Origin of the sequence: Enterococcus sp. CR-Ec1 (assembly GCF_002850555.1) — a bacterium.
In the GTDB taxonomy this organism is placed as follows: domain Bacteria; phylum Bacillota; class Bacilli; order Lactobacillales; family Enterococcaceae; genus Enterococcus_D; species Enterococcus_D entomosocium.
Genome location: NZ_CP025223.1, coordinates 3,721,546 through 3,744,856, shown reverse-complemented (window position 1 = coordinate 3,744,856; position 23,311 = coordinate 3,721,546). Strand labels below are relative to the sequence as shown.

Here is a 23,311-nt window from a genome sequence, read left to right as displayed (position 1 = left end):
AAGAGATGGATGAATTATTCACCCAACGCGCGAAAGCCGTTTTGGCTATCGCCCAAGAAGAAGCAAAATACTTTAAGCACCAAGCAGTAGGTTCTGAACATATTCTATTGGCATTGGTCATTGAACAAAACGGGATTGCCGGCAAAACCTTGCGGGAAATGAATATCACAGAAAATGATATTCGTGAAGAAATCGAACATTTAACAGGGTATGGCACTGTCCGTCAATACCCAGAAAACGCCTATCTCGCGTATTCACCACGAGCAAAACATACATTTGCTTATGCAGGGGATGAAGCCAAACGCTTAGGGGCACCACAAATTGGTACCGAACACCTATTATTAGGCTTATTAAGAGACGAAGACATTTTGGCTTCTCGAATCATGCTGAATCTCGGCTTGAGTCTCGCGAAAATGCGTCAGCTTTTGAAGAAAAAAATGGGCTTCAATGAAAGCAAAACCAACGGAAGTGCTGGTCGTCGTCGTCCAGCCCAAGCCAAAGCGCAGCAAGGAACACCGACCTTGGATTCCTTAGCCCGTGATTTGACCAAATTAGCCCGTGAAAAACGGTTGGATCCTGTTGTCGGTCGTGCCAAAGAAGTCAAACGCCTGATCCAGATCCTTAGCCGTCGGACCAAAAACAACCCTGTTCTCGTGGGGGAACCTGGTGTTGGGAAAACCGCGATCGCCGAAGGCTTAGCCCAAAAAATCATCAATGGGGAAGTCCCAGAAGACATGCAAAACAAACGCTTGATGATGCTGGACATGGGGGCTTTAGTTGCCGGAACGAAATACCGTGGGGAATTTGAAGACCGAATGAAAAAAATCATTGATGAGATCTATCAAGATGGTCAAATCATCTTATTCATTGATGAATTGCATACACTAATTGGGGCCGGCGGAGCAGAAGGGGCGATTGATGCCTCGAATATTCTGAAACCAGCCTTAGCCCGTGGGGAATTGCAAACCATCGGTGCCACGACACTAGATGAGTACCAAAAATACATTGAAAAAGATTCTGCATTAGAACGCCGTTTTGCCCGGGTGCAAGTCGACGAACCGACACCAGAAGAAGCGGAAGAAATTTTACGGGGCTTGCGTCCTCGTTATGAAGAACATCATGGGGTGGAAATTTCTGATGATGCGTTACACGCCGCTGTGCAACTGTCCGTGCGTTACATCAATTCGCGCCAATTACCAGATAAAGCCATCGATTTGATGGATGAATCAGCTGCCAAAGTGCGTTTAGACAAAACCGATGAAAGTTCAGAATTGGCAGATCTGCAAAACGAGATCGCCAACTTGATCGAAGAAAAAGAAGCCGCTATTCGTCAGCAAGATTTTGAAGCAGCAGCTCGTTTACGGATCAAGGAAAAGAAATTGACCCAACAGCTGACGGAAGTAGCGTTTATGGAAGTCAAAGAAGCATCAGGCTATGCCGATAGTGTTACTGCAGAAGATGTTGCTACGGTCGTTTCCCAATGGACCGGCGTACCTTTGCAGCAGATGGAGAAAAAAGAAAGCGAACGCTTGTTGGATCTTGAAAAGATTTTGCATCAACGGGTAGTTGGCCAAGAAGAAGCAGTCAAGGCAGTCGCTCGTTCGATCCGCCGCGCCCGCAGTGGGTTGAAAGATCCGAACCGTCCAATTGGTTCCTTCATGTTCTTAGGCCCGACCGGTGTCGGGAAAACCGAGCTTGCCAAAGCCTTAGCAGAAGCGATGTTTGGTAGTGAAGATGCCTTGGTTCGTGTCGATATGTCCGAATTTATGGAAAAATACAGCACGAGCCGTTTGATCGGTTCACCGCCAGGCTATGTCGGCTACGATGAAGGTGGGCAATTGACGGAAAAAATCCGTTCAAAACCATACTCCGTCATCTTATTGGACGAGGTGGAAAAAGCCCATCCCGATGTCTTCAATATCCTCTTGCAAGTGCTAGATGATGGTCATTTGACGGATGCCAAAGGTCGGAAGGTCGATTTCCGCAACACGATTTTGATCATGACCTCTAATATCGGTGCCCAACAAATCCGCGAAGAAAAAAGCGTTGGGTTTAATGTCACTGATTTAACGAAAGATCACCAAGCGATGCAAAAACGGATCTTAGAAGAGCTGAAAAAAGCCTTCCGTCCAGAGTTCTTGAACCGTGTGGATGAAACAGTGGTCTTCCAATCCTTAGGTGAAGGGGAGATCCACGAGATCGTGAAGATCATGAGCAAAGCGATCATCAAACGATTAGGCAACCAAGACATCCAATTGAAGATCACGCCATCTGCCATTGATGTGATCGGTAAAGCTGGTTTTGATCCAGAATATGGGGCACGGCCGATTCGTCGGGCCTTGCAAAAAGAAGTCGAAGACCGTTTAAGTGAAGCACTCCTATCAGGACAAATTCATTTAGGTGACAAAGTGACGATCGGTGCTTCCAAAGGATCGATTACCCTCAATGTCAAAGAGGGACAAGCACGGGTCTTGCAACAAGTTTAAGTCGAGCCAATAACGGCAGTGGCGTTTCTATGGTCGAGCAATCGGCATCCATAGGAACGCCGCTTTTTTGTCTTGTTATGTCTAGTAGTGATCAAGAAGTCTCCACTGATTATGATTGATGATTCACAAAAAAATATCCTTATAAAAAGCTTTATGTCAATGGTTGATTAATGAATAAAGCGCTATTCGTGAAAAAAAGAGTAACTAGACCTCTTGGAAAGAATCCTGCTGTGTGATACTATGAATGAGTTGAAAAAAGGAGGAGTATTATGGTTGAGATTATCGCCACGGTGGAATCGATCGAGCAAGCACAGCAGCTGATCCCTTATGTTGATACATTGTTTTTTGGAGAAGAGACATTTGGGCTGCGCCTACCGGCCTCTTTTTCTCGTGAAGAGCAAATCAGACTGATCGACATGGCCCACGAAGCTGGAAAGAAAGTGACGATCGCGGTCAATGGCATCATGCACCCAGAAAAAATGAAGCTGATTCCAGAATACCTAGCATTTCTGAAGACCAATCAAGCCGATCAAATCGCTCTCGGAGATCCTGGGATCATTTACCGCATGAAGCAAAATCCAGAATGTGCCTTGCCATTTATCTATGCAGGGGAAACCTTAGTAACAAGCGCTCGTCAAATCAATTTTTGGGGACAAAAAGGGGCAAGGGCAGCCGTTTTAGCGCGAGAAGTTCCTTTCGAGGAAATGAAAATCATGGCCCCGCAACTAAATATTCCTGTGGAAGTATTGGTTTATGGTGCGACCTGCATTCACCAATCGAAGCGTCCGCTTTTACAAAATTATTATAACTATACCCAACAATCGGAAGAAAAGAACCACGATCGTGGGTTGTTTTTATCCGAACCGAAAAAAGAAGAAACCCACTATTCCATTTATGAAGATAGCCACGGTACGCACATTTTTGCCAATAACGACATTAATTTGCTGCTGCAGCTGGCGGAATTAGCCGAAACAGGCTTTCAAACCTGGAAGTTGGACGGAATCTATACACGAGGGGCAGCCTTTGTGGCAATTGCTAAACTGTTTGCCCAAGCCAAGACCCTTGTAGAAAGTGGGGAGTGGCAAGCAGAGCAAGCTGCTGTGCTCAGTGAACAAGTTGCCCAACTTCATCCGGCAGAACGTGGGTTAGACACTGGATTTTATGCCATCGATCCTGACGATATCAAGTAAGGAGCAAGAACAAATGACCGTTAAACAAGCATTGAAACGACCAGAAGTGTTAGCACCAGCTGGTACGTTAGAAAAATTAAAAACAGCGATCCACTATGGCGCTGACGCTGTCTATATCGGCGGCAATGCCTATGGCCTACGGAGTCGCGCGGGAAACTTTACCTATGAAGAAATGGCGGAAGGGGTAGCTTTTGCCAAAGCCCACAACGCAAAAGTCTATGTAGCAGCCAACATGGTGACTCATGAGGGCAATCAAGAAGGTGCAGGGGAGTTCTTTCGGGAATTGCGAGATGTCGGTATTTCGGCCGTGATTGTTTCTGATCCAGCTTTGATCCAGATCTGCGCAACAGAAGCGCCGGGTCTACCGATCCATTTGTCCACCCAAGCCAGTGCCACGAACTATGAAACGTTGGAATTTTGGCGAGAAGAAGGCCTAGAACGGGTCGTCCTCGCTCGGGAAGTGTCGATGGAGGAAGTCGCTGAGATCCGCAAAAATACCAGCGTGGAGATCGAAGCCTTTATTCATGGCGCCATGTGTATTTCGTATTCTGGCCGTTGTACTTTGTCCAATCATATGTCGATGCGAGACGCTAATCGCGGCGGCTGTTCGCAATCTTGCCGTTGGAAATATGATCTGTTTGACATGCCGTTTGCAACGGAACGAAACAGTTTGACCAAGAATGGGACAGTGGAAGAAGAATTCTCCATGAGTGCCGTGGATATGTCGATGATTGAACATATCCCTGATCTGATTGAAAACGGCGTGGATAGTTTCAAAATCGAAGGCCGCATGAAATCGATCCACTATGTTTCAACCGTGGCGAACGTTTATAAAGCAGCCGTGGACAGTTACATGGCCGATCCAGAGAACTATGTCTGCAAACAAGAATGGATCGATGAACTGTGGAAAGTTGCGCAGCGCGAGCTTGCGTCAGGCTTTTACTATGATACCCCGAGTGAAAATGAGCAGTTGTTTGGTCCACGTCGGAAAATTCCACAATACAAGTTTATTGGGGAAGTCATGGCATATGATCCGGCAACGAAAACAGCTACGATCCGGCAACGGAACCACTTTTCCGTCGGCGATGAAATCGAATTTTACGGTCCCGGATTCCATCACTTTCACCAAACCGTCGAAGTCATGTATAATGAAGACGGTGAATCCATCGATCGTGCACCAAATCCTATGATGCTGCTGACGATGCCGGTCAAAGAACCGGTGGAAGTCGGAGACATGATTCGGAAGAAAAAATAAGGTCGAGAGTTTCTCTCGGCTTTTTTTGTTGAATCAATCCAGCCAAAAAGGATCGATGAGAACATAGACAATCTTAAGGAGGAAACAACAAATATGGAAACATACGACTACATAGTAATTGGCGGCGGCAGCGGCGGGATCGCCTCAGCCAATCGAGCAGGAATGCACGGCGCCAAAGTATTATTGATCGAAGGCAATGAATTAGGCGGCACCTGTGTCAATGTCGGCTGTGTGCCGAAAAAAGTCATGTGGCAAGCCAGTGAGATGTTAGAAATGATCAAGCGGGACGCAACTAGCTACGGCATTTATCCACATGTGGATAAATTTAATTTTACTGAGCTTGTGGATAACCGTGAAAAATACATTGATTTTTTACACACAGCCTATCAAAAAGGCTTAGATAGCAATAATGTAGAAGTTATCCACGGTTATGCACAGTTTGTGGATAACCACACGGTTACCGTCAATGGGGAAAACTACCATGCAGCAAACATTTTGATTGCCACCGGTGGAAAACCTAGCGCGATGAATATTCCCGGCGGTGAGTACGCCATTGACTCGAATGGTTTTTTTGCGTTGCGAGAAGCACCAAAGCGTATGGTCGTCTTAGGGGCAGGCTACATCGCAGCCGAAATCAGCGGGGTCAGCCAACAGCTGGGCAGCCAAGTGGCTTGGGCGTACCGCAAAGAGCGGCCATTACGAACCTTTGACAAGATGCTTGCGGATAATCTCGTGGAGATGTACCAAGAATCAGGAATCGAAACTTATGCAGGCTACGTTGCCTCTCGTATCATTAAAGAAGGTGACGAGTATCTCGTTCACTTTGAAAATGGCGAAACCTTGACCGGCGATTGCGTCCTTTTTGCTGGTGGTCGCGTGCCGAATACGGATAAGTTAGGTCTGGAAAACACCGATGTCCAATTGGATGAAAAAGGGTTTATCATTGTGGACAAATATCAAAATACCACAGCTGACTCGATTTTTGCAGTGGGCGATGTCATTGGAAAATTAGATTTAACCCCGGTTGCGATCGCCGCCGGTCGTCGCTTGTCTGAACGCTTGTTCAACGGTCAAAGCGATGCGTACTTGGATTATCACTTAGTGCCAACGGTCATCTTTACGCATCCACCGATTGCCACGATTGGTTTATCCGAAGAAGCAGCCTTGGCAAAATATGGCCAAGAGCAGATAAAGGTGTACCGTTCGCGCTTTACACCGATGTACTTTGCTTTAAATGAGTATCGCCAAAAATGTGAGATGAAATTGGTGTGCTTAGGAGAAGAAGAAAAAATCATCGGTCTGCACGGCATCGGGATCGGTGTCGATGAAATGTTGCAAGGCTTCGCTGTAGCCATCAAAATGGGTGCTACGAAAGCAGACTTTGATCAAACCGTTGCCATTCATCCGACGGGGTCAGAAGAATTTGTGACGATGCGTTAAAAGAAAAAAAGCCTCAACGGAAAGATGATTTGTCCGTTGAGGCTTTTTTTGCGTATAAAATTCTAGCTATCAACTAAAAAGTCCCCAAAAGTAGATCAGAAATCGAACCTTGGGGGCTTATTTCAGGATGATCCCAGCTGCTGGGTTTATCCTAGATCCTTGATCAGTTCTGACGCCCAAGGATCTGAGCAGTGATCTGATAAAGATATGTTTTGGTTTCATCTTTGGTCTCAGGCAATTTCTGGATCGCTTGCAAAGCTTTTTTCGTGTAGTCGGCAGCGAGTTTCTTGGCTTCGTCAATCCCGGCGCTTTCTTGGACGATCCGATAGACTTCATGGGTATCCGCCTCAGTCATGGCAGCTTGTTTTTCCAGCAGTGGCAACAGTTGTTGGCGGTCATTTTTCAATGCCATCAACAGCGGCAAAGAATAGACGCCTTGCCGAACATCTTCCAATACTGGTTTTCCTAAGGCAGTCGCATCTTGACTGTAATCCAAGACGTCATCCATGATTTGAAAGGCAAGGCCAATGGCTTCGCCGATCTCACGGGCTTGATTGGCAAAGCGCAAGGAGGTGCCGCTTTCGTAAGCCCCGATAAAGCAGCTTAAGGCAAACAATTCAGCGGTTTTGCCGCGAATGTTTTCTAAGTAATCCTCGACGGTGACGGACAAATCGTATCGTTTGCTCATTTGCCCTAATTCGCCGGCCAGAATTTTTTCCATACTGCGGGAATTCATCTGCAAGCTTTTCATGGAGCTGGCATAATCCGCCATTAATTTAAAGCAGCAGACGAAAAGGTAATCACCAGCATAGACAGCGACATCGTTGCCAAATTCGGAACGAATGGTCGGCAGCTTGCGGCGGGTGTCCGCATGATCGACGATATCGTCGTGGATCAGCGAGGCAGTGTGGAGCATCTCGATCGAAGCCGCCAATGCGACGGCTTTTTCGCGATCTTTGTCGCTGCCATAAGCAGAAAAGAGCAGCTGATAAGCAGGACGCAGCAGTTTTCCACCTGAATGGATCATGGACAGGATCGCTTGTTCGACCTCTTTGTTTTTTAGTTTTAATGATTTTTCCATCAATTGCAAGGAGGCAGATAAGTCTGCTTGCAGTGCTGGATACTCTTGCCACATGGAATGAAGTTTCATAATTAACTCCTTTATTCTGAATCCGAGCGCCATTTGACTTTGGTCTGGCGTTCATAATCAATTTGAAAACGGCGCAGTGTTTCAACACGACGCAGCAAGTAGTTGGCGGCGATCCCGATAGCGATCCCGGACAAGATCCCAAAGAAAGACAGGACCGGCAAGTAGAGCATCACGCTCCAGGATTGAGCGATCCATGAGGCGGTGATCAACTGTCCGACGTTGTGCAAGAAACCGCCTGCCGCACTAATGCCGATGATACTGACACGCTTAGGCCCCAACTGTTTCACCAAAGACATCCCAAAGTAGCTCAGTAAGGAACCACTCATACTATATAAGAAGGTCGAAACCGTTCCTCCTAGTAACGTCGTTAAAATCAGTCTTAGCCAAATCAAGAGAAAACTGTCTTTTTTCGGCATGGTGAACAAAGCAATAATGGTAATTAAATTTGCCAAACCTAGTTTCGCACCAGGCGCAAAGGCAAATGGATAAGGGATCATATTTTCAACTAAACCAATCACGACCCCTTGGGCGACCAGCAGTGAGATGAAAATTATTCGTTGTAATCGACTCATAAGCAAACGATCAATAGATTAGATCGTCGGTCTCACTCCCATCTGCGGATTGGATTTCGATCACCAATTTATGAGGTAGACAGACGATGGTTTCCCCATTTTTACTGGCCCAGCCACGGCGCACACAAATCTGGTCGCCGCAATCAGCTTCCTTGATTCGGATCCGATCGCCTTCGATCTCCAGTAAATTGGTATCCCCGTCTTCATCTTCATAAAGATAGGTGTACGTTTTTTGACCTTCAACTAAGTCAAAACGTTTGATTTCTGTCCCATCGACCCGCAAGACGGCTTCTTTGTCCGCTGTTTGCGTCTGGCCAAAAATAAAAATCGGTAAAAAAGAGCTGAGGATCAAAACAAGTATGATGACGCCATCCCATGGTTTTAAATGGGCATCGCGGATAAATTCTTTTAGTTTCATCAAAAAAGACTCCTGTTCTTTCATGTGATGTGTCTCATTCTAGCATAAGAAGACAAGATTCTACTAGCTGAATCCTCAATAATCCACCGATTTCTGTGCAAGGACGATCAAGAAAAAGTTCTGTACTTGGAAAGAGACCAAGACACTGATTGAAAATCAGAATGTCTTAGTCTCATGAAGTCGTACAGGTATTCTATTTTGCTGGCTTATTTATTGCCATATAAGGAGCGAGGGGTACCGTACCACCATTTTCCAAGGGTACGTTGCAACCATGGGATTACCCAACGATCTAAACCGACTGCGCGTCCTGAACCGTTCATCAAGGCAAACGCAACTGGAATGAACCAGATGTTTACCCAGTAGAACATACCAGACATACAGAAAGTCAACACTAAAACGATGGTCGTTGCGTTCACTAACCAAGTGAAGAGACCAGCCATCAATGCAAGAGCTAAAGCAATTTCAAAGAAGACCATGAATTTTTGGAAGAACATTGCAACGTCGTTGTTTGGCATGATAAATTGCATAACTTTTGTGAACCAGTCAGGTGATTTTTCGATCACGATCATTGGTTGTTCACCGTAAGCATAGCTCAAACCAAAGTGTGCGGCTTGTGTCGCTGCATCGGCTGCTTCGCCGGCGCCACTAGCGGCACTTGCTGCATCGGCTGCTTCACTAGCACCACTTGCTGCATCAGCGACTGTTTGATATTCCCAAGTCCAAGGGAATACGCTGTTGCCTTGGAACCAAGAACCTTCACCGAACCAAGTACCTTCACCGAACCAAGTACCAGGTTTGAAGACTTCCCCGTTCGTACCTAAAATTTTCTTGAAGGCTTCCACGAACCAGACAAGACCATAGAAAATACGAAGCGGAACACTCCACAAGACGTTACCGTAACGAGACGTGTGACCACGGGCTACTGTCCGGTCATCTTTGATGTGGAAGATTTCATGCATCAAGTATTGGAACATGTAGTAACCAGAACGAATATCAAAGAAGTATTTCAAGTTAACGATGTGTTTCATAATGATCGCTAAGAAACCGCTCAGGTGAATCTTATTGAATAAGTTCGCCACGCCCCATTTGGCACCGATCGAAACCATAAATCCTTGGTAGTTTCCTTTGAATTTATGTTTTTCGCCGCCTTTGATGACTGAAACGATGTTCGTTGCTGCAGTGTGACCTGTTTGTTCAGCTGCTTGCACGATTTGTGGTGTTGGTGTATTCGGGAATTCTTCGAAGTAAACCAAGTCACCAATAATATAGATGTTTTTGTCTTCGTAGCCTTTTGCTTCCATGAACTCATTGGCAACTAGACGGAATCCACGAGCGGTTTCTAAACCGAAATCAGCAGCATCGCTAGTTCCTTTGACACCGGCAGTCCAGATCAATGTGTGGGTTGGGATCGTTGAACCATCTTTTAGTTTGATGTGATCAGGTGCCACTTCAACGATTGGTGCATTCAAGACAAGATCAACATTGTTTTTCTTCAAGTAGCGTTCTGCTTTGGCTGCATCGTTACGATCAAGCATGTTCAAGATCGTTGGCATTGCTTCAACAACTTTCAAGCTGATTTCACTTGGGTCCAATTTATAATCGGAAGCTAAACGATCTTTCCAATCGATCAGTTCACCGATCATTTCGATCCCAGTAAACCCAGAACCACAAACGACAAAGGTCAACATTGCTTTGCGTAATGCTGCATCTGGTTCGATCGCTGCTTTTGCGACAGTTTTTTCAATGTGTTCGCGAATACGGACAGCATCGTCAAATGACCATAAAGTAAAGCCATTTTCTTTAACACCAGGTGTACCGAAGTCATTCGGTTCGCCACCCATCCCTAAAATCAAGTAGTCAAATGAATAGCTACCTAATTTTGTTTGGACGGTTTTATTTTCTTTATCGATCCCAGTTACTGTATCGGTTACTAAACGAACATTTTTCTTGCGTGAGAACAAGCGCTGCAAGTCATATTGAATTGCGGTAGGTTCTACACGTCCTCCAGCGACTTCATGCAGTTCAGTCATCATCGTATGATAAGAGTGACGGTCGATCAATGTTATCTCAACATCATTGTCTTTTTTCAATTTCTTTGCCATGTACTTCGTAGCAGAAACGCCTGCATAACCGGCACCGACAACGACAATGTTTTTCTTTGCCATTGCAAATCTCTCCTTAATAAAAATAATCTATGATAATAATTACACAATCGTTCCTATTATATAGACAAATGGTTCATTTGTCTAACGATTCTGATGAAAAAAACGCATATTTCCTGAAATTCGTGAAAACTTGCGAAAATCAAAAAATAAGTCCTTTTTCCGTAAAAAAGCGGAAAGGAAGCGGTTGACATATCGTAAATTTACTTTACAATGTTATATGTATCACAAACTTTTTTGTGGGGAAAATAAACAAGTAAAAGGTGGATAATTATGAAAGCAAAGAAATTGATTGTAGGTATGGCGGTATTTTCATTCTCAGCAATGTTGTTAGGGGGTTGCGGAGCAGATGACAATAACACAGCTTCTTCGTCAACTAGTGAAAGTACATCACAAACTTCTGCAAGCGATTCAGCATCAACAGAAAGCACGGAAGCAACCGTTGTTGCGGGCGAGCCAATGCAAGATGGGACGTATCGTTTAGAAGAAAAGAACTATAAAAACGACTACCGTGTCACATTTGAGATCACAGTCAAAGACGGCAAAATCGTTGAATCAAAATATGACAACGTGAATGCTGATGGCGAATCAAAAACAGAAAACACTGAATACAATGAAACGATGAAAGAAAAAGCAGGCATCAGCCCAGAAGAATTTATTCCTAAATTCAATGAAGAATTAGTTGCCGCACAAAGCCCTTCTTCAATCGAAGTAGTTTCTGGCGCGACTCATTCCTTTGATTCCTTCCAAAACTATGCACAACAATTGATCCAAGCGGCGCAAGCAGGCAACACGGAAACCATTGAAATCGACAATGGTGCAGACTTGCAAGACGGAACCTATACATTAGAAGAAAAGAACTACTCAAACGGTTACCGCGTGGTCTTCTCAATGACTGTGGCTGACGGCAAAATCGCTGAATCAAACTACGACTACCTGAACGAAGCCGGCGAGTCGAAAAAAGATGATGCATCATACAACGAAAACATGGAAGCAAAATCTGGTACTGGTCCAGAAGAATTCATTCCAAACTTCAATGAAGCCTTTGTTTCTGCAGTCAATGCCGAAGATGGTTCTGTGGCAGACATGGACGTCGTTTCTGGTGCAACCCACAGCTTCCACAGCTTTGTTATCTATGCACAACAATTGTTGAATGCAGCTGAAAAAGGTGACCAAACAACCATTGAAGTCGATAACTTCGTTACTGAATAATCACAACTTTTTTGAATGAAGAGGACAGCATTCGTTTTGAATGCTGTTTTTTTGTGGGCAGCCATGAGAGGGGAAAAGTTCGTGCAAAAAAAAGCAATCTGGTGAGTACTTTTTTTAAAAAGAAATGGGTTCTTTAATGATGGAAAGCATCGATTAAGGATTCCTAAAATACCTTGAGAAATCACGGAATGCCCCTTTTCATTCTGCCAAAAAAAGGCTATTATATGAAGGTTGAAGACAATAGAAAAGAGGAAAATCATGAAAAAGAAAGTAACGTTTTTTCTGATGTTTGTTTTTTTAGGCACAATGTTGGCAGCTTGTGGCAGTAATCAGGAAGCAACGACGCTGCGGGAAGAACCATATTTTCAAGAAGAATTTTTATTAGGCACTTATACTCGAATCCGCATTTATGATGAAGGCAAAGAGGACGCTATGAAGCCAGCCTTTGACCGCATCAGAGAATTAGGCGATAAAATCACCATCAACCAAGCAGGATCAGAGATCGATGAAATCAATGCGCAAGCTGGCATCAAACCAGTGAAGGTTTCGGATGATATTTATTATTTGCTAAAAGAAGCTTACGATTACAGTGTGAGATCAGAAGGCGGCTTTAATATGGCCATCGGTGCCATCACCCAATTATGGCGAATCGGCTTTGATGATGCCCGCAAGCCAGAGCAATCTGAGATCGATGAAGCATTGAAACATATCAATTATGAACAAGTCGAGTTTAACGATGAAGATCAAACCGTTTATTTAAAAGACAAGGACATGATCCTTGACCTTGGGGCGATCGCTAAAGGCTATATCACGGACGAAGTCGTCAAAGTATTGAAGGACAATGGCGTGACTTCCGCGATCGTCGATTTGGGCGGGAATGTCTATGTGTTAGGTCATAGTAACCGCGGCACAGATGAGCCATGGAATGTCGGAATCCAAGACCCGAACAAATCTCGCGGCTCGATTATCGGTAGTATCAAAGAAACCAATAAAACAGTAGTTACTTCAGGGATCTACGAACGCTACTTAGAAGTAGACGGCAAAACGTATCACCATATTTTTGATTCTGAGACTGGCTATCCTTACGATAGCGATGTAGCAAGTGTAACTGTGATCACCGACAAATCCATCGATGGTGACGGGTTGACTACGGTGGCGTTTGATAAAGGGGTCAAAGAAGGCTTGGCTTATATCGAACAGCATACCGAAAAGGGGACCGATGCGATCTTTATCACAAAAGAAGATAAAGTGTATGTAACCGACGGTATCAAAGATACCTTTGAACTTTCAGAGGAATCAGGCTACACGATGGGTGATCGTGCGGATTTAGAATAGGAGGAGTGAAAGATGTCTCTTTCAGTGTTTTTAGAAGTAGTGGAGATCCGTACCAAAGTGGCCAGTGTCTTCCCCTTCATTATGGGTGTGTTGTTCTCGTTGGTGTATTTTCATGAATTTCATCCTTTGAATACCGCAATCTTTTTTCTGGGGATGTTGCTGTTTGATTTGACGACGACTTCCATCAACAATTATATGGATTTCAAAAAAGCCAAATCAGAAACCTACAAATACCAGCACAATGTGATCGGGCGAGAAAACATCTCAGAAGCTACTGTTCGCAATCTGATTTTTGCGATGCTGGCAGGAACCTTGTTAATTGGTCTTTACTTGTCGTTTGTCACTGGCTGGTTGCTGCTAGTGATGGGGCTGGTGGTTTGTTTCATCGGGGTCTTTTATACCTTTGGTCCCATTCCGTTATCGCGGATGCCTTTAGGCGAGGTATTCAGCGGCGTAACGATGGGATTAGGGATTTTTGCCATCACGATCTATATCAATACTATTGATCAAAAAGTGTTTTATCTGGCACTGGATTTTGCGAACGGGACCTTTGGCTTAGTGGGGAACCTCTGGGCCGTTTGTGCGATTGTGTTGGCATCCTTGCCATTGATTTTCACGATTGCTGACATCATGTTAGCCAATAACTTACGGGATCTGGAAGCCGATATCGAAAATCACCGCTACACACTGGTGTACTACATCGGTCGCGAAGCAGGTATCCGTCTGTTTCAAGGAATGATGCTAGCTTCCTACGCCGCTATTTTATTGGGCCTCTTGTTTGGTCTCTTCCAATGGCCGATTTTGCTCGTGTTTCTGACACTGCCGAAAATCCACCAAAATTTGAAAGAGCATCAAGCCAGCCTGCCCCACCCACGTAGTTTCGGCTATTCGATTAAGAACATGATTTTATTCAACAGCAGCTATGCCTTAGGCTTGCTTTTCTGTCTGTTGTGGCAATTGCTTTAAAAAAAAGATCGACCCGCTCTTGAAAGAGCAGGTCGATCTTTTTTTGAGAACCAAAATAACGTAAAAAACTTCAGAAGTCATTTGATAAAATAACGATCGTAATGCTTATTATGAAAAGATTAGGCCTGCTTCTCTGCAATCCTGATCGCAGCAATAAAGTTGGTGATGGTGGCTAATCCCGATAGAAAGGGGTGATACCTAGGTTGCTTTTTGCTTAAACCCTCGGAATAAGCAGGTCAGCTTATGGAGCATTTGTGCTTGCGATTGCTTTAACTGATTGCCTACGAAAGCAGCGAATCAGCAAGCTGGTTTGCGGTTTTTTCGCAGCATCAATACCGTTCCAAACTGATTTCTCCAGAAGAAAGCACCTTGCGCTCCGTCGCTGTGTCCACCACTAATTCACCGGTGTTGGTAATGTCTTTGGCGATCCCTTCATAGGTCACACCTTGTTGTGTAAATTGAACGGTGCGGCCCAAAACGAAGGATTTTTGCCGATAGCGGGCCATATAATCCATGTCAGGCAGTTGTGCCAATAATTGGAAGAACCGACGCCAAATTTCTTGGATCAACGCGGCTCGAGAAAAGGTTGGATACTCTTCACCAGGAAAGAGTGAGGTCGCTTTTTCCCGAATCTCTGCTGGAAACTGCTGTTGCGGAATTGAAAAACTGATGCCGATACCGATCACAACCGAAGTAATACGGCCTGTCTCAAAGTCACTGGTTGCTTCAGACAAAATACCGCAGATTTTTTTCCCATCTAAGTACAGATCGTTGACCCACTTAATGGCCGTTTCCTTCATTAGAAGGGCATCGATGGCTTCGGCAACTGCTACCGCCGCCAGAACGGTATATTGCGGCAATTCTTGAAACGCTTGGTTTGGTTTTAAAAGCAAGCTCATATAGATCCCTTGTTTTTTCGGTGAGAAAAACGGTCGTTCGAAGCGGCCATGACCGCCTGTTTGCGTTTCGGTCAAAAAAAGGGCGGGGGTTGCCAGTCCACTATCCAAAGCGGCAATCTTGGCTTCTTTCATGGTGGATTCAACAGCTTCCTTGATTTGAATCGTGGGAATCATCGGCAAGGCGGCTGCAAGTGCTGCTTGATCGTATCGATCATCCGAGACAAAGCGATAGCCGTTGGCCAAGTGTTCGAAATGATAGCCTTCTTTCTCGAGTTCTTTAATGGCTTTCCAGACTGCGGTACGAGAGATCGACAAAGCTTGGGCTAGTTTCTCTCCAGATAGCACAGTATCTTCTTTTTGTAATAAGGTCAGTATTTTTTCTTTTGTCGTCATAAGGATATCCTTCCTAATGTTTCACGTGTAACGTTTTCGTTAGCATAGCAAGAAATCGGCAAAAAGCAAAGTAGTTTCTTACGAAAAACCGTCCACACCAGCCTTGTTTTTTTCTTTAGAAAATCTTAGGAAATGGGTGCGCCAGAAAAGCATTGGAACTTCCAATGAAAGCTTGACAGAGAAGTGCTTCATCTGTATAATAAGGAGTTGCAAAAACTATCTGAACGAAAAAAGCAGAAACGAAATATTGTCCGTTTCGGCTTAGGAATAAGGAAACAAAAGTAGAAAATGCCCAATGCATCCGTTCTATTTTTGGTTTTTTTTTGCCTAAAAGCCGCAAAAAATGCTTTCTGTAACCTATATTTAATATTTGTTACAGTTTTGTAAATAATCGGATAGCCTTTTTGAAAGACTTTATGAAGAGGTGAAGAGCTTGGCTGGACACGTAGTAAAATACGGAAAGCATCGCGAACGTAGAAGTTTCGCACGGATCAGTGAAGTATTAGAATTACCGAATTTGATTGAAATTCAAACCGACTCTTACCAATGGTTCCTAGATGAGGGCCTAAGAGAAATGTTTGAAGATATTTTGCCAATCGAAGGATTCAACGGTAACTTGTCCCTAGAATTTGTGGATTATGAATTGAAAGAACCAAAGTATACAGTAGAAGAAGCACGTGCCCATGATGCAAACTATTCGGCACCATTACATGTTACTTTGCGTTTGACGAACCGTGAAACCGGGGAAATCAAATCCCAAGAAGTATTCTTTGGTGATTTCCCATTAATGACTGAACAAGGAACCTTTATCATCAACGGGGCAGAACGGGTTATCGTTTCTCAGTTGGTCCGCTCTCCGGGTGTATATTTCCATGGCAAAGTCGATAAAAACGGAAAAGAAGGCTTTGGTTCAACTGTTATCCCTAACCGCGGTGCGTGGTTAGAAATGGAAACTGATGCCAAAGATATCTCATACGTACGGATTGACCGTACCCGTAAAATTCCTTTGACGGTCTTAGTCCGTGCCCTAGGGTTTGGTTCTGATGACACGATCTTTGAAATTTTCGGCGACAGTGAATCATTACGTAACACGATCGAAAAAGACTTGCATAAAAACGCAAGCGATTCTCGTACCGAAGAAGGATTGAAAGATGTTTACGAACGTCTTCGTCCAGGCGAGCCAAAAACAGCAGACAGCTCACGCAGCTTGCTGAACGCACGCTTCTTCGATCCAAAACGTTACGACTTAGCAAATGTTGGTCGCTACAAAGTAAACAAAAAATTAGACTTGAAAACACGTCTATTGAACTTGACCTTAGCAGAAACCTTGGTTGACCCTGAAACAGGCGAGATCATTGTTGAAAAAGGCACTGTTTTGACTCACCAAGTCATGGAAACACTAGGCGCATTTATCGATAATGGCCTAAACAGTGTAACGTACTATCCATCAGAAGATGGGGTCGTTACCGAACCAATGACGGTCCAAGTCATCAAAGTCTTTTCACCAAAAGATCCAGAACAAGAAGTCAACGTGATCGGTAATGGCTATCCAGATACTGCGACACGTACCGTTCGTCCAGCAGACATCATTGCTTCAATGAGCTACTTCTTCAACTTGATGGAAGGCATCGGCAATGTCGATGACATCGACCACTTAGGAAACCGTCGGATTCGTTCTGTTGGTGAATTATTGCAAAACCAATTCCGGATCGGGCTTGCTCGGATGGAACGTGTCGTTCGTGAACGGATGTCGATCCAAGACACCGAAACCTTGACACCGCAACAATTGATCAATATTCGTCCAGTTGTCGCAAGTATCAAAGAATTCTTTGGTTCTTCTCAGTTGTCACAGTTCATGGACCAAACAAACCCACTGGGTGAGTTGACCCATAAACGTCGTCTATCTGCCTTAGGACCTGGTGGTTTGACCCGTGACCGTGCCGGCTATGAAGTCCGAGACGTTCACTATTCCCACTATGGCCGTATGTGTCCGATCGAAACGCCTGAGGGACCAAACATCGGGTTGATCAACAGCTTGGCCTCTTATGCCAAAGTCAACAAGTATGGCTTCATTGAAACACCATACCGTCGAGTTGACCGCGAAACAGGCCGTGTTACAGACAAAATCGATTACTTGACTGCCGATACCGAAGACCACTACGTTGTGGCCCAAGCAAACAGCTTGTTAAATGAAGACGGCTCTTTCGTAAACGACGTTGTTATGGCGCGTGCTACTTCTGAAAACTTGGAAGTATCGATCGATAAAGTCGACTACATGGACGTATCACCAAAACAAGTAGTCGCAGTCGCAACCGCATGTATTCCTTTCTTGGAAAACGATGACTCCAACCGTGCCTTGATGGGTGCCAACATGCAGCGGCAAGCTGTACCATTGATCAATCCGAAAGCACCTTGGGTTGGTACTGGTATGGAATACAAATCAGCACATGACTCAGGAGCTGCTTTGTTATGTAAACATGATGGGATCGTAGAATACGTGGATGCAGCCGAAGTGCGCGTTCGTCGTGACAATGGCGCATTAGACGTTTATTCTGTTACCAAATTCCGTCGTTCAAACTCAGGAACCAGCTACAACCAACGTCCATTAGTGGCACTTGGTGAAAAAGTGGAAAAAGGCGACATCTTAGCAGATGGCCCATCTATGGAACAAGGTGAAATGGCATTAGGACAAAACGTCTTAGTCGCATTCATGACTTGGGAAGGGTACAACTATGAAGATGCCATCATCATGAGCCGTCGTTTGGTAAAAGATGATGTTTACACTTCTGTCCATATTGAAGAATATGAATCAGAAGCCCGCGACACAAAATTAGGACCTGAAGAAATCACTCGCGAAATCCCGAACGTTGGGGAAGACGCGTTGAAAGACCTAGACGAAATGGGCATTATCCGCATTGGTGCGGAAGTCAAAGATGGCGATCTGCTTGTTGGGAAAGTCACTCCAAAAGGGGTAACGGAACTTTCAGCAGAAGAGCGTTTGTTGCACGCAATCTTTGGTGAAAAAGCCCGCGAAGTGCGTGACACATCTCTACGCGTGCCTCACGGCGGCGGCGGAATCGTCCACGATGTCAAAATCTTTACCCGCGAAGCTGGCGATGAATTGTCACCAGGTGTGAACATGCTGGTTCGCGTTTATATCGTTCAAAAACGGAAAATCCATGAAGGGGATAAAATGGCCGGACGTCACGGAAACAAAGGGGTCGTTTCTCGCATTATGCCAGAAGAAGACATGCCTTTCTTACCAGATGGCACACCAGTCGATATCATGCTGAACCCATTAGGGGTACCTTCTCGGATGAACATTGGACAAGTATTAGAGTTACACTTAGGAATGGCTGCGCGTCAATTAGGCATTCACGTGGCAACACCAGTCTTTGATGGTGCCAGCGATGAAGATGTTTGGGCAACGGTTGCTGAAGCAGGAATGGCCAGCGATGCCAAAACAGTGCTTTACGACGGACGTACCGGCGAACCATTTGATGGCCGCATCTCCGTTGGTGTCATGTACATGATCAAATTGGCCCACATGGTCGATGATAAATTGCATGCCCGTTCCATTGGACCTTACTCATTGGTTACGCAACAACCATTGGGAGGAAAAGCCCAATTTGGTGGACAACGTTTCGGAGAGATGGAAGTTTGGGCACTGGAAGCATACGGTGCTGCTTACACCTTGCAAGAAATCTTGACCTACAAATCAGATGACGTGGTTGGTCGTGTGAAAACATACGAAGCGATCGTCAAAGGGGAACCAATTCCAAAACCAGGTGTACCAGAATCATTCCGCGTATTAGTAAAAGAATTGCAATCACTGGGTCTAGACATGCGCGTCCTAGATATCGATGATGCAGAGATCGAACTGCGTGATATGGATGATGACGATGATGATTTAATCACCGTTGATGCCTTAACAAAATTTGCGGAGCAACAAACAGCCCGTGAATTAGAACAAAAAGCACAAACAGAAGCTAAAAATGCCGCCGACGCGTTGAACCAACAAATCGAGACAGCAGAAGATCGCTTGCAATAATAGACGGCCCTCGCTATTTCCGCCACTAGCGGAAATAGCCCCCGTTCTATCGGATATGTCCATGAAATGAAATGGAGGGAACCTTTTTTGATCGATGTAAATAAATTCGAAAGTATGCAAATCGGTTTGGCTTCTCCTGAAAAAATCAGAAGCTGGTCTTATGGTGAAGTAAAAAAACCAGAAACCATTAACTACCGTACGTTAAAACCTGAACGCGAAGGGTTGTTTGACGAGCGTATTTTCGGTCCAACCAAAGACTGGGAATGTGCTTGCGGCAAATACAAACGGATCCGCTATAAAGGCATCGTTTGTGACCGTTGCGGCGTGGAAGTAACACGTTCAAAAGTGCGTCGTGAACGCATGGGACACATTGAACTAGCAGCACCAGTATCACACATTTGGTACTTCAAAGGCATTCCTTCACGGATGGGTCTTGTCTTAGACATGAGCCCACGTGCATTGGAAGAAATCATCTACTTTGCTTCATACGTAGTGATTGAACCAGGAAACACCAGCCTTGAGAAAAAACAACTATTGACTGAACGGGAATACCGTGAAAAACGTGACCAATACGGTCAAGAATTTTCAGCAGCAATGGGTGCCGAAGCCATCAAACAATTATTAGATGGCGTTGATCTTGAAGGCGAAGTTGCTGAATTGAAAGAAGAATTGAAAAACGCGACTGGTCAAAAACGGACCCGTGCGATCCGCCGTTTGGACATCTTAGAAGCATTCCGTGCTTCAGGAAACAAACCAAGCTGGATGGTCATGGACGTTATCCCAGTTATCCCGCCTGATTTGCGTCCAATGGTGCAATTAGAAGGTGGACGTTTTGCCACAAGTGACTTGAACGACTTGTATCGTCGTGTAATCAACCGTAACAACCGTTTGAAACGCTTGTTAGATTTGAATGCACCAAACATCATCGTTCAAAATGAAAAACGGATGCTGCAAGAAGCAGTCGATGCCTTGATCGATAACGGTCGTCGCGGCCGTCCAGTTGCAGGGCCAGGGAACCGCCCATTGAAATCTCTTTCTCACATGTTGAAAGGGAAACAAGGTCGTTTCCGTCAAAACTTGCTAGGAAAACGGGTCGACTACTCAGGTCGTTCAGTTATCGTCGTTGGTCCATTCCTTAAAATGTACCAATGTGGTCTGCCAAAAGAAATGGCGATCGAATTGTTCAAACCATTCGTGATGCGGGAACTTGTTTCTCGTGAAATCGCGTCAAACATCAAAAATGCCAAACGCAAAATCGAACGTCAAGAAGACGAAGTTTGGGATGTCTTAGAAGATGTTATCAGAGAACATCCAGTGCTATTGAACCGGGCACCTACGCTTCACAGATTAGGTATCCAAGCATTTGAACCAGTCTTAGTTGAAGGCCGTGCCATTCGTTTGCACCCACTTGTTTGTGAAGCCTACAATGCCGATTTCGATGGAGACCAAATGGCCGTTCACGTACCATTGAACGAAGAAGCGCAAGCAGAAGCACGTATGCTGATGTTAGCAGCCCAAAACATTTTGAATCCAAAAGACGGAAAACCAGTTGTAACACCATCTCAGGATATGGTCCTAGGGAACTACTACTTGACGATGGAAGAAGAAGGCCGTGAAGGGGAAGGCATGATCTTCCGTGACATGGACGAAGCAGTTACGGCATGGCGCAATGGCTACGTGCATTTACACACACGGATCGCCATCAATCCAAACACTTTAGGGGACAAACCATTCACGTCTGAACAAAAACAACGCTTGATGGTAACAACGGTGGGTAAAGTGATCTTTAACTCGATCATGCCACCAGAATTCCCATTCTTGAACGAACCGACAGACTACAACTTGACGGTTCAAACACCAGACAAGTACTTTATTGAAGCTGGTACAGATGTGCCTGCCTTCATCAAAGAACAAGAGCTTGTTGGCCCATTCAAGAAGAAAAACTTAGGAAACATCATTTCAGAAGTCTTCAAACGTTTCCGCATCACTGAAACGTCACGCATGCTTGACCGTATGAAAGACTTAGGATACAGCCACTCAACAATGGCGGGTATCACCGTTGGTATCGCTGATATCATGAACTTGCACGAAAAACATGAAATCATCGACAATGCCCACAAACAAGTAGAAACGATCACGAAACAATTCCGTCGTGGATTGATTACCGATGACGAGCGTTATGAACGAGTTATTGGTGTTTGGAATGCAGCCAAAGATGAAATTCAGTTAAAACTGATGGAATCATTGGAAGCGAAAAACCCAATCTTCATGATGTCTGATTCCGGTGCCCGTGGTAACATCTCCAACTTTACTCAGCTTGCTGGGATGCGTGGATTGATGGCCGCGCCTAACGGACGAATCATGGAGTTGCCGATCATCTCAAACTTCCGTGAAGGTCTGTCTGTCTTAGAAATGTTTATCTCGACCCATGGTGCCCGTAAAGGGATGACCGATACCGCCTTGAAAACAGCCGATTCCGGTTACTTGACACGTCGTCTCGTTGACGTTGCCCAAGATGTCATCATCCGTGAAGACGATTGTGGTACTGACCGTGGTTTAGACATTCAAGCAATTCGCGAAGGAAACGAAATCATCGAATCCTTAGAAGAACGTTTGATTGGACGTTACACACGTAAATCAGTGATCCATCCTGAAACTGGCGAAGTCCTTCTAGGGGTCAATGAATTGATCACTGAAGATTTAGCTAAAGCCATCGTGGACGCTGGTATCGAAACAGTATCCATTCGCTCTGTCTTTACATGTAACACCAAACATGGTGTATGTAAACATTGTTATGGTCGCAACTTAGCCACTGGTTCTGAAGTTGAAGTTGGGGAAGCAGTCGGTACCATCGCTGCCCAATCAATCGGTGAACCTGGTACTCAGTTGACCATGCGTACCTTCCATACCGGCGGGGTTGCCGGAGACGATATCACGCAAGGTCTCCCTCGTGTCCAAGAAATCTTTGAAGCCCGTAATCCGAAAGGACAAGCGGTCATTACCGAAGTTACCGGAGAAGTCATCGATATCTCAGAAGACCCTTCAACTCGGACCAAAGAAGTGACCATCAAAGGGGAAACCGATACGCGTACGTATACCGTTCCTTATACTGCCCGGATGAAAGTAGCAGAAGGCGACTTTATCCATCGTGGTGCGCCATTGACGGAAGGTTCGATCGATCCAAAACAACTGTTACAAGTTCGCGATGTCTTGTCTGTTGAAAACTACCTATTACGGGAAGTTCAACGCGTTTACCGGATGCAAGGGGTAGAAATCGGCGACAAACATATCGAAGTAATGGTTCGTCAAATGCTGCGTAAAGTCCGCGTCATGGATCCAGGTGATTCAGGCATCTTGCCAGGAACATTGTTGGATATCGCCGACTTTAAAGACCGCAACTACGACACATTGGTAGCCGGCGGCGTTCCTGCAACTAGCCGTCCAGTCCTACTAGGGATCACGAAAGCATCTTTGGAAACCAACAGCTTCTTGTCTGCTGCGTCCTTCCAAGAAACCACTCGTGTGTTGACCGATGCAGCGATTCGCGGCAAGAAAGATCCACTTCTTGGATTGAAAGAAAATGTTATCATCGGTAAGATCATCCCAGCCGGTACTGGTATGCCTCGTTACCGTGAAATGGAACCAAAAGAAGTAACAGTTGCCAGCGAAAATGTCTACAGCATCTCAGACATCGAAGCACAAATGGCTGCTGAAGACGCATTGAACAGCCAGAACTAATCAATGCCCAGCACCTGATTGACTCAGTGTGACGGAAAAGCTTG

At 45.0% G+C, this 23,311-nt stretch carries 14 protein-coding genes; 9 read left to right on the top strand and 5 right to left on the bottom strand.

Annotated features, from left to right (window positions below):
• Window positions 1-5 precede the first annotated feature (5 nt).
• The 4 genes from CXM95_RS17950 (at window position 6) to gor (ending at window position 6,371) form a co-directional block, all read left to right on the top strand.
• Window positions 6-2,486 carry an ATP-dependent Clp protease ATP-binding subunit gene (locus tag CXM95_RS17950; protein WP_008381720.1) on the top strand — a complete coding sequence of 827 codons (2,481 nt, stop codon included), beginning with the start codon at window positions 6-8 and terminating at the stop codon, window positions 2,484-2,486.
• Window positions 2,487-2,755: 269 nt separating this feature from the next.
• A complete protein-coding gene (locus CXM95_RS17945) occupies window positions 2,756-3,676 on the top strand; it encodes a peptidase U32 family protein (RefSeq protein ID WP_086298904.1) in 921 nt (306 codons plus the stop codon).
• Between the two features lie 13 nt (window positions 3,677-3,689).
• The gene (locus tag CXM95_RS17940; RefSeq protein WP_008381725.1) at window positions 3,690-4,931 is read left to right on the top strand and encodes a peptidase U32 family protein; all 1,242 of its coding nucleotides are present in this window, start codon (window positions 3,690-3,692) and stop codon (window positions 4,929-4,931) included.
• Between the two features lie 93 nt (window positions 4,932-5,024).
• On the top strand, window positions 5,025-6,371 hold the full coding sequence (gene gor, locus CXM95_RS17935) for a glutathione-disulfide reductase (RefSeq protein ID WP_005230323.1): 1,347 nt from the start codon (window positions 5,025-5,027) through the stop codon (window positions 6,369-6,371).
• A gap of 163 nt (window positions 6,372-6,534) precedes the next feature.
• Here gor and CXM95_RS17930 read toward each other — a convergent pair whose 3' ends face one another.
• The 4 genes from CXM95_RS17930 to CXM95_RS17915 form a co-directional block, all read right to left on the bottom strand.
• Window positions 6,535-7,521, bottom strand: a complete 987-nt coding sequence (locus tag CXM95_RS17930) for a polyprenyl synthetase family protein (protein ID WP_081119194.1) — start codon at window positions 7,519-7,521, stop codon at window positions 6,535-6,537.
• A gap of 11 nt (window positions 7,522-7,532) precedes the next feature.
• Complete coding sequence (locus tag CXM95_RS17925; protein WP_005232987.1) at window positions 7,533-8,093, bottom strand: Gx transporter family protein; 561 nt, start codon at window positions 8,091-8,093, stop codon at window positions 7,533-7,535.
• Between the two features lie 10 nt (window positions 8,094-8,103).
• Window positions 8,104-8,511: a NusG domain II-containing protein gene (locus CXM95_RS17920; protein WP_101699563.1), complete on the bottom strand. Its 408-nt coding sequence runs from the start codon at window positions 8,509-8,511 to the stop codon at window positions 8,104-8,106.
• Window positions 8,512-8,717: 206 nt separating this feature from the next.
• Window positions 8,718-10,676, bottom strand: coding sequence for an NAD(P)/FAD-dependent oxidoreductase (locus tag CXM95_RS17915; RefSeq protein ID WP_101699562.1), 1,959 nt, complete (start codon window positions 10,674-10,676; stop codon window positions 8,718-8,720).
• 270 nt (window positions 10,677-10,946) lie between these two features.
• Here CXM95_RS17915 and pplA point away from each other — a divergent pair, with 270 nt between their 5' ends.
• From pplA to menA, 3 genes are all read left to right on the top strand, one after another.
• Window positions 10,947-11,885, top strand: coding sequence for an extracellular electron transfer flavoprotein PplA (gene pplA, locus CXM95_RS17910; RefSeq protein WP_101699561.1), 939 nt, complete (start codon window positions 10,947-10,949; stop codon window positions 11,883-11,885).
• Between the two features lie 258 nt (window positions 11,886-12,143).
• Window positions 12,144-13,220: an FAD:protein FMN transferase gene (locus CXM95_RS17905; RefSeq protein ID WP_005232994.1), complete on the top strand. Its 1,077-nt coding sequence runs from the start codon at window positions 12,144-12,146 to the stop codon at window positions 13,218-13,220.
• 12 nt (window positions 13,221-13,232) lie between these two features.
• The gene (gene menA / locus CXM95_RS17900; RefSeq protein WP_008381742.1) at window positions 13,233-14,186 is read left to right on the top strand and encodes a 1,4-dihydroxy-2-naphthoate polyprenyltransferase; all 954 of its coding nucleotides are present in this window, start codon (window positions 13,233-13,235) and stop codon (window positions 14,184-14,186) included.
• 329 nt (window positions 14,187-14,515) lie between these two features.
• Here the strand turns inward: menA and CXM95_RS17895 are convergent, their stop codons facing one another.
• Window positions 14,516-15,478 (bottom strand): biotin--[acetyl-CoA-carboxylase] ligase, encoded by a 963-nt coding sequence (locus tag CXM95_RS17895; RefSeq protein ID WP_086298897.1) that lies wholly within the window; start codon window positions 15,476-15,478, stop codon window positions 14,516-14,518.
• Between the two features lie 433 nt (window positions 15,479-15,911).
• Here CXM95_RS17895 and rpoB point away from each other — a divergent pair, with 433 nt between their 5' ends.
• Window positions 15,912-19,529 (top strand): DNA-directed RNA polymerase subunit beta, encoded by a 3,618-nt coding sequence (gene rpoB / locus CXM95_RS17885; protein ID WP_008381746.1) that lies wholly within the window; start codon window positions 15,912-15,914, stop codon window positions 19,527-19,529.
• Between the two features lie 87 nt (window positions 19,530-19,616).
• A complete protein-coding gene (gene rpoC / locus CXM95_RS17880; RefSeq protein WP_034871965.1) occupies window positions 19,617-23,267 on the top strand; it encodes a DNA-directed RNA polymerase subunit beta' in 3,651 nt (1,216 codons plus the stop codon).
• Window positions 23,268-23,311: the final 44 nt, after the last annotated feature.